This is a genomic window from Streptomyces sp. NPDC006265 (genome assembly GCF_040613555.1).
Taxonomy (GTDB): domain Bacteria; phylum Actinomycetota; class Actinomycetes; order Streptomycetales; family Streptomycetaceae; genus Streptomyces.
Map to the genome: position 1 here is coordinate 1 of NZ_JBEXSH010000653.1, position 5,234 is coordinate 5,234.

Below are 5,234 nucleotides of genomic sequence, written 5' to 3' on the forward strand. Positions count from 1 at the left end.
CCCCGTGGTATTTTAGTAGGCGTACTACTCCACAACCTAGGATACGAGTGGGTGTTGGGGCGGGGGGGTTTTGGTGCGGGTGCGGTGGCCGCTGTCGAGGTCGACCTCGACACCGCTGACGCCGGTCAGCTCGCCGATGACCTTGGTGAGCGTGGTCTTGCAGTGGCCGCAGGACATGCCGGAGACGGCGTAGGCGGTGGCGGGCATCGGGTGCCTCCTCGGGGCGATTCAACAGATGTGGTGAATACGGGGCGGGGGTATTCCCGCGTCGACTTCAGGTATACCCCATGGGGGTATACGATGCAAGCGTCGGAGTGACGTGACCTAATACCCCCCAGGGGTATGGTGAACTGTATGAAGGCCCCGCAATCGTGCGGGAGGCCCGGTATCTGAAGGAGCCACGGCCATGAACACCGGACTGAGGATCACCACCTTCGCCGCCGCCCTGGCAGCGACCTTCGGCGCGGCCTACGGCGTCGGACAGGGCATCGACCCCGTCGTCGCCGACAGCCCTGCGAAGCACGGGGACGGGCGCACCCGGCCCACACCGGAGCAGGCGGAGGGCGGCGGCCGCGCCGGACACGACACGCCCCCCGCCGGCGGACTGCAGATCTCCGAGAGCGGCTACGCCCTCGATCTCCAGACCCCGCGCGTCACCGCGGGCAAACAAGCCGACCTGCGCTTCACCGTCCGGGACACCCGCGGCCGAGCGGTCACCGCCTACCAGCGCCAACACGACAAGGAACTGCACCTCATCGTGGCCTCACGCGACCTGGTCACCTACCGCCACCTGCACCCCACCCGCGCCGCCGGCGGCACCTGGAGCACCCCCGTGGACCTGCCCCGCGCGGGCGGCTACCGCGTCTTCGCCGACTTCACCCCGGCCGGGAAGGACGCCGAGAACCTCACCCTCGGCGCGGACCTCGCCGCCTCCGGCCCGTACGAGGCCCGGCCCCTGCCGCCGGCGAGCACCACGGCCCGGGTCGACGGCTACGACGTGAAGCTGTCCGGCGCCCCGCACCCGGGCAAGGCGAGCGAGCTGAAACTGAGGGTATCCCGCGAGGGCAAGCCCGTCACCGACCTCCAGCCCTACCTCGGCGCGTACGGCCACCTGGTCGCCCTGCGCTCCGGCGACCTCGCCTACCTGCACGTCCACCCGAACGGCGAACCCGGCGACGGTGCGACCCGGCCCGGACCGGACATCTCGTTCACAGCCACCGCACCCAGCGCCGGCGCCTACCGCCTGTTCCTGGACTTCCGGCACGACGGCAAGGTCCACACGGCGGCGTTCACCGTCCGCGCCGGGGGAGCGGCCGACTCCGGTACCGCCGAGGGGCATGCGGACGACGCACACGGGCACTGAGCGTCAGCCGAGCGCCCGGTCCAGGTTGAAGGCCGCGCTGATCAGCGCGAGATGCGTGAAGGCCTGCGGGAAGTTGCCCTGCTGCTCCCCGGTGTGGCTGATCTCCTCGGCGTACAGACCGAGGTGGTTGGCGTACGTCAGCATCTTCTCGAAGGCCAGGCGCGCCTCGTCGATCCGGCCCGCGTGCACCATGGCCTCGACGTACCAGAACGAGCAGATGGAGAACGTGCCCTCGTCGCCGCGCAGCCCGTCGGGGCTGGAGCGGGGGTTGTAGCGGTAGACCAGCGAGTCGGACACCAGCTCCTCGGAGAGCACGTCCAGCGTCGACAGCCACTTCGGGTCGGTGGGGGCGATGAACTTCGTCAGCGGCATCATCAGCACCGCCGCGTCCAGCACGTCGCCGTCCTCGTGCTGGACGAAGGCCCCGCGCTCCTCGGACCAGCCCCGGCTCATGATCCGCCGGTAGATCCTGTCGCGGCACTCCCGCCAGCGCGGCAGGTCGGCGGGCAGGCCGCGCCGGTTGGCCATCCGGATGGCCCGCTCGATCGCCACCCAGCACATCAGCCGTGAGTACAGGAAGTTCCTGCGCCCGCCCCGCGTCTCCCAGATCCCCTCGTCGGGCTGGTCCCAGTGCGTGCACACCCAGTCCACCAGTGCGCACACGTCGTCCCAGTGGCCGCTGGAGATGGGCTTGGCCCACTTGTCGTAGAGGTAGATGGAGTCGATCAGCGCGCCGTAGATGTCGAGCTGGAGCTGGTCGGCCGCCGCGTTGCCGACCCGTACCGGCGCCGATCCGTGGTGGCCCTCCAGATGGTCGAGGGTGCGCTCGGGCAGCTCGGTGCGGCCGTCGATGCCATACATGATCTGCAGCGGGCCGGAGTGCTTTCCGTCGCCCGGGCTGATGTGCCGGGTCACGAAGTCCATGAACGCCTCGGCCTCGCCGGTGAAGCCCAGTCGCAGCAGGGCGTAGACGCAGAACGCCGCGTCGCGCACCCACACGTAGCGGTAGTCCCAGTTGCGCTCGCCGCCCAGCTCCTCGGGCAGGCTCGTCGTCGGCGCGGCCACGATCGCCCCGGTCGGCGCGTAAGTGAGCAGCTTCAGCGTCAGGGCCGAGCGGTGCACCATCTCCCGCCAGCGGCCCTTGTACCGGGACGCCGACAGCCAGCGCCGCCAGTACGCCACCGTCGCCGCGAACTGCTCCTCGGCCTCCGTGCGCGCACACCGGCGGGGCGTCACATCGCCGCCGACCTTGTCCAGCGCGAAGACCGCCGTCTCGCCCTCGGAGAGTTTGAAGTCGGCGCGCACGTCGGGCCCGTCGGACTCCAGCGGCACGGTCGCGGTCAGCGCCAGTGCCATGCGCTCAGCCTCGAACACCGCGGTGTCGCCGGTCAGCCGGACGGTGTGCGGCAGGGAGCCGTAGTCGAACCGCGGCGCCACGCGCGTCCGGAACGGGATGGAACCGCGTACGCACACCACCCGCCGGATCAGCCGGTGCCGCTCGGCCTCGGCCGGCCCGCCGCCGACCGGCATGAAGTCCTGCACCTCGCCGACCCCGTCCTCGGTGAAGAACCGGGTGATCAGCACGTTGGTGTCGGGGAAGTAGAACTGCTTGGTCCGCGCCGGTACCGTCGCCGCCAGTTCGAAGCAACCGCCGCGCTCGGCGTCCAGGATCGAGGCGAACACGCTCGGCGCGTCGAACGCCGGGCAGCAGTACCAGTCGATGGTGCCGTCGGTCCCCACCAGGGCCACACTGCGCAGATCGCCGATCAGCCCGTGCTCGGCGATCGGCACATAGCGTCGGCCACCCGGCATGCCCCGGTCCTGTGCGGCTTCGCCCATGACGGCCTCCCTGCCCGGTAGGCGCCTCAGCCCCAGCCTAGAACCGGCGACGGACGGCCGCTGTCGGACGGCCGCAGTCAGACTGTCGCTGTCGGACAGCCGCTGCCGGACCGTCGCCGCCGCACGGCCGCTGCCAGACGTCGCTGTCAGGCCGTCGCCCTCAGACCGTGATGACCCGCAGCCCGGCCTCCTCGAAGCCCCGCACCCGCTCCGCGTCGGCCGCCATGTCCGTGACCAGCGTGTCCACCGCCTCGGCCGCGCAGATGCGGGCGAACGCCCGCTGCCCGAGCTTGCTGGAGTCCGCGGCCACCACCACCCGCTCCGCCCGCTCGCACAGCAGCCGGTTGATCGCGGCCTCCGCCTCGTCGTGCGCCGCGGCGCCGTGCGTCACGTCGAAGGCGACCACGCCGAGCACCGCCACATCGACCGTGATCTGCCCGAGCACCCCGTCCGCGAGGGGCCCCACCAGCTCGTACGACTGGGGCCGGGCCACTCCGCCGGTCAGCACGATCTTGAACTGGGGCCGCACGACCAGCTCACCCGCGATGTTCAGTGCGTTCGTCACCACGGTCAGCGCGGGCGACCCCGACGCCAGATCCCCGCGCACGGCCAGGGCCCGGGCCACCTCGGTCGTGGTGGTCCCCCCGGTGAGCCCGACCGCCTCGCCCGGCGCGACCAGATCCGCCACCGCCTTGGCGATGCGCTGCTTCTCGGAGGCGCGGCGGGCCGTCTTGTAGCGCAGTGGCAGCTCGTACGACACACCGTGCACGACCGCCCCGCCCCGGGTGCGCACGAGCATCTGCTGCTCGGCGAGCCCGTCGAAGTCACGGCGGATCGTCGCCGCCGACACCCCGAGCTCCGCCGCCGCGTCCTCGACGTCCAGCCGGCCGCGCTCCACGAGCAGTTCCAGCAGCGCCTTCCAGCGGGCGTCGCGCGACATCCGCACCTCCACATATCGATCTCCGGCGACCTTAGCGCACCCGATCCAGCCCGAATGCTTGATGATGCTCGAAAGCTGGCGATATCTTGCAGGAACAATCAGAGTGGAGGGTGCGGTATGACGCATGTCGAGGACGAGCTGACCAGCCAGCCCGAGTGCTGGGCACGCGCCGCGTCGGAGGCGCCCCGGTTCGTGAAGGTGCTGCCGGCTCCGGGGGAGCGGGTCGCGATCGTCGGCTGCGGCACCTCGTACTTCATGGCGCAGGCCGCCGCCGCCCTGCGTGAGGGCACCGGCCAGGGCGAGACCGACGCCTTCGCCGCCTCCGAGTTCCCCCACGGCCGCCGCTACGACCGGGTTGTCGCCCTCACCCGCTCCGGCACCACGACCGAGGTCCTGGACCTGCTGGGCCGTGTGAAGGGCGGCACCCCGACCACCGCGATCACCGCCGACCCGGACACGCCCGTCAGGACGGCCGCCGACGCACTCGCCGTCCTGGACTTCGCAGACGAACGCTCCGTCGTCCAGACCCGGTTCGCGACCACGGCCCTCACCCTGCTCCGCGCTCACCTCGGCCTCCACCCCGACACCGCCGTCAGCGACGCCCGCATCGCCCTGGCCGAGCCCCTGCCCGAAGGCATCGTGGAGTGCGGGCAGGTCACCTTCCTGGGGCGCGGCTGGACCGTCGGACTGGCCAACGAGGCCGGGCTGAAGATGCGCGAGGCCGCCCTGACCTGGGCGGAGGCCTACCCCGCGATGGAGTACCGGCACGGCCCCATCAGCCTCAGCACCGAGGGCACGGCCACCTGGATGCTGGGCGACGCACCGGACGGGCTCGCCGAACAGGTGCGCGGCACCGGCGCGTTGTGGATCGCCGGGGCACGGGACCCGCTCGCCGAACTCGTCCGCGTTCACCGGCTCGCGGTCGCCGTCGCCGCCTCCCGCGGGTTGGACCCCGACACCCCGCGCCACCTGACGCGCTCGGTGATCCTCGAACCCTGACCCTGGAGACCCCGTGCCCCTCACCACCACCGGCGAACTCGTCACCTCCGCCGCAGCCGCCCGCTCGGCCGTCGCCTCCTTCAACGTCATCAC

Annotated in this window: 5 protein-coding genes; 2 read left to right on the top strand and 3 right to left on the bottom strand. The window is 71.6% G+C overall.

Annotated features, from left to right (window positions below):
* Nucleotides 1–36 precede the first annotated feature (36 nt).
* Complete coding sequence (locus ABZ281_RS36535; RefSeq protein ID WP_356662351.1) at nucleotides 37–207, bottom strand: cation transporter; 171 nt, start codon at nucleotides 205–207, stop codon at nucleotides 37–39.
* Nucleotides 208–406: 199 nt separating this feature from the next.
* Here ABZ281_RS36535 and ABZ281_RS36540 point away from each other — a divergent pair, with 199 nt between their 5' ends.
* Entirely contained in the window at nucleotides 407–1,363 is a 957-nt protein-coding gene (locus ABZ281_RS36540; protein ID WP_356662352.1) for a hypothetical protein, read from the top strand.
* Between the two features lie 3 nt (nucleotides 1,364–1,366).
* Here ABZ281_RS36540 and ABZ281_RS36545 read toward each other — a convergent pair whose 3' ends face one another.
* Nucleotides 1,367–3,202 (bottom strand): glycoside hydrolase family 15 protein, encoded by a 1,836-nt coding sequence (locus tag ABZ281_RS36545; protein WP_356662353.1) that lies wholly within the window; start codon nucleotides 3,200–3,202, stop codon nucleotides 1,367–1,369.
* A 160-nt stretch (nucleotides 3,203–3,362) separates the two neighbouring features.
* Nucleotides 3,363–4,142 (bottom strand): DeoR/GlpR family DNA-binding transcription regulator, encoded by a 780-nt coding sequence (locus tag ABZ281_RS36550; protein ID WP_356662354.1) that lies wholly within the window; start codon nucleotides 4,140–4,142, stop codon nucleotides 3,363–3,365.
* 117 nt (nucleotides 4,143–4,259) lie between these two features.
* On the opposite strand from ABZ281_RS36550, the gene ABZ281_RS36555 reads away from it, so the two are divergent.
* On the top strand, nucleotides 4,260–5,141 hold the full coding sequence (locus tag ABZ281_RS36555; RefSeq protein ID WP_356662355.1) for an SIS domain-containing protein: 882 nt from the start codon (nucleotides 4,260–4,262) through the stop codon (nucleotides 5,139–5,141).
* Nucleotides 5,142–5,234: the final 93 nt, after the last annotated feature.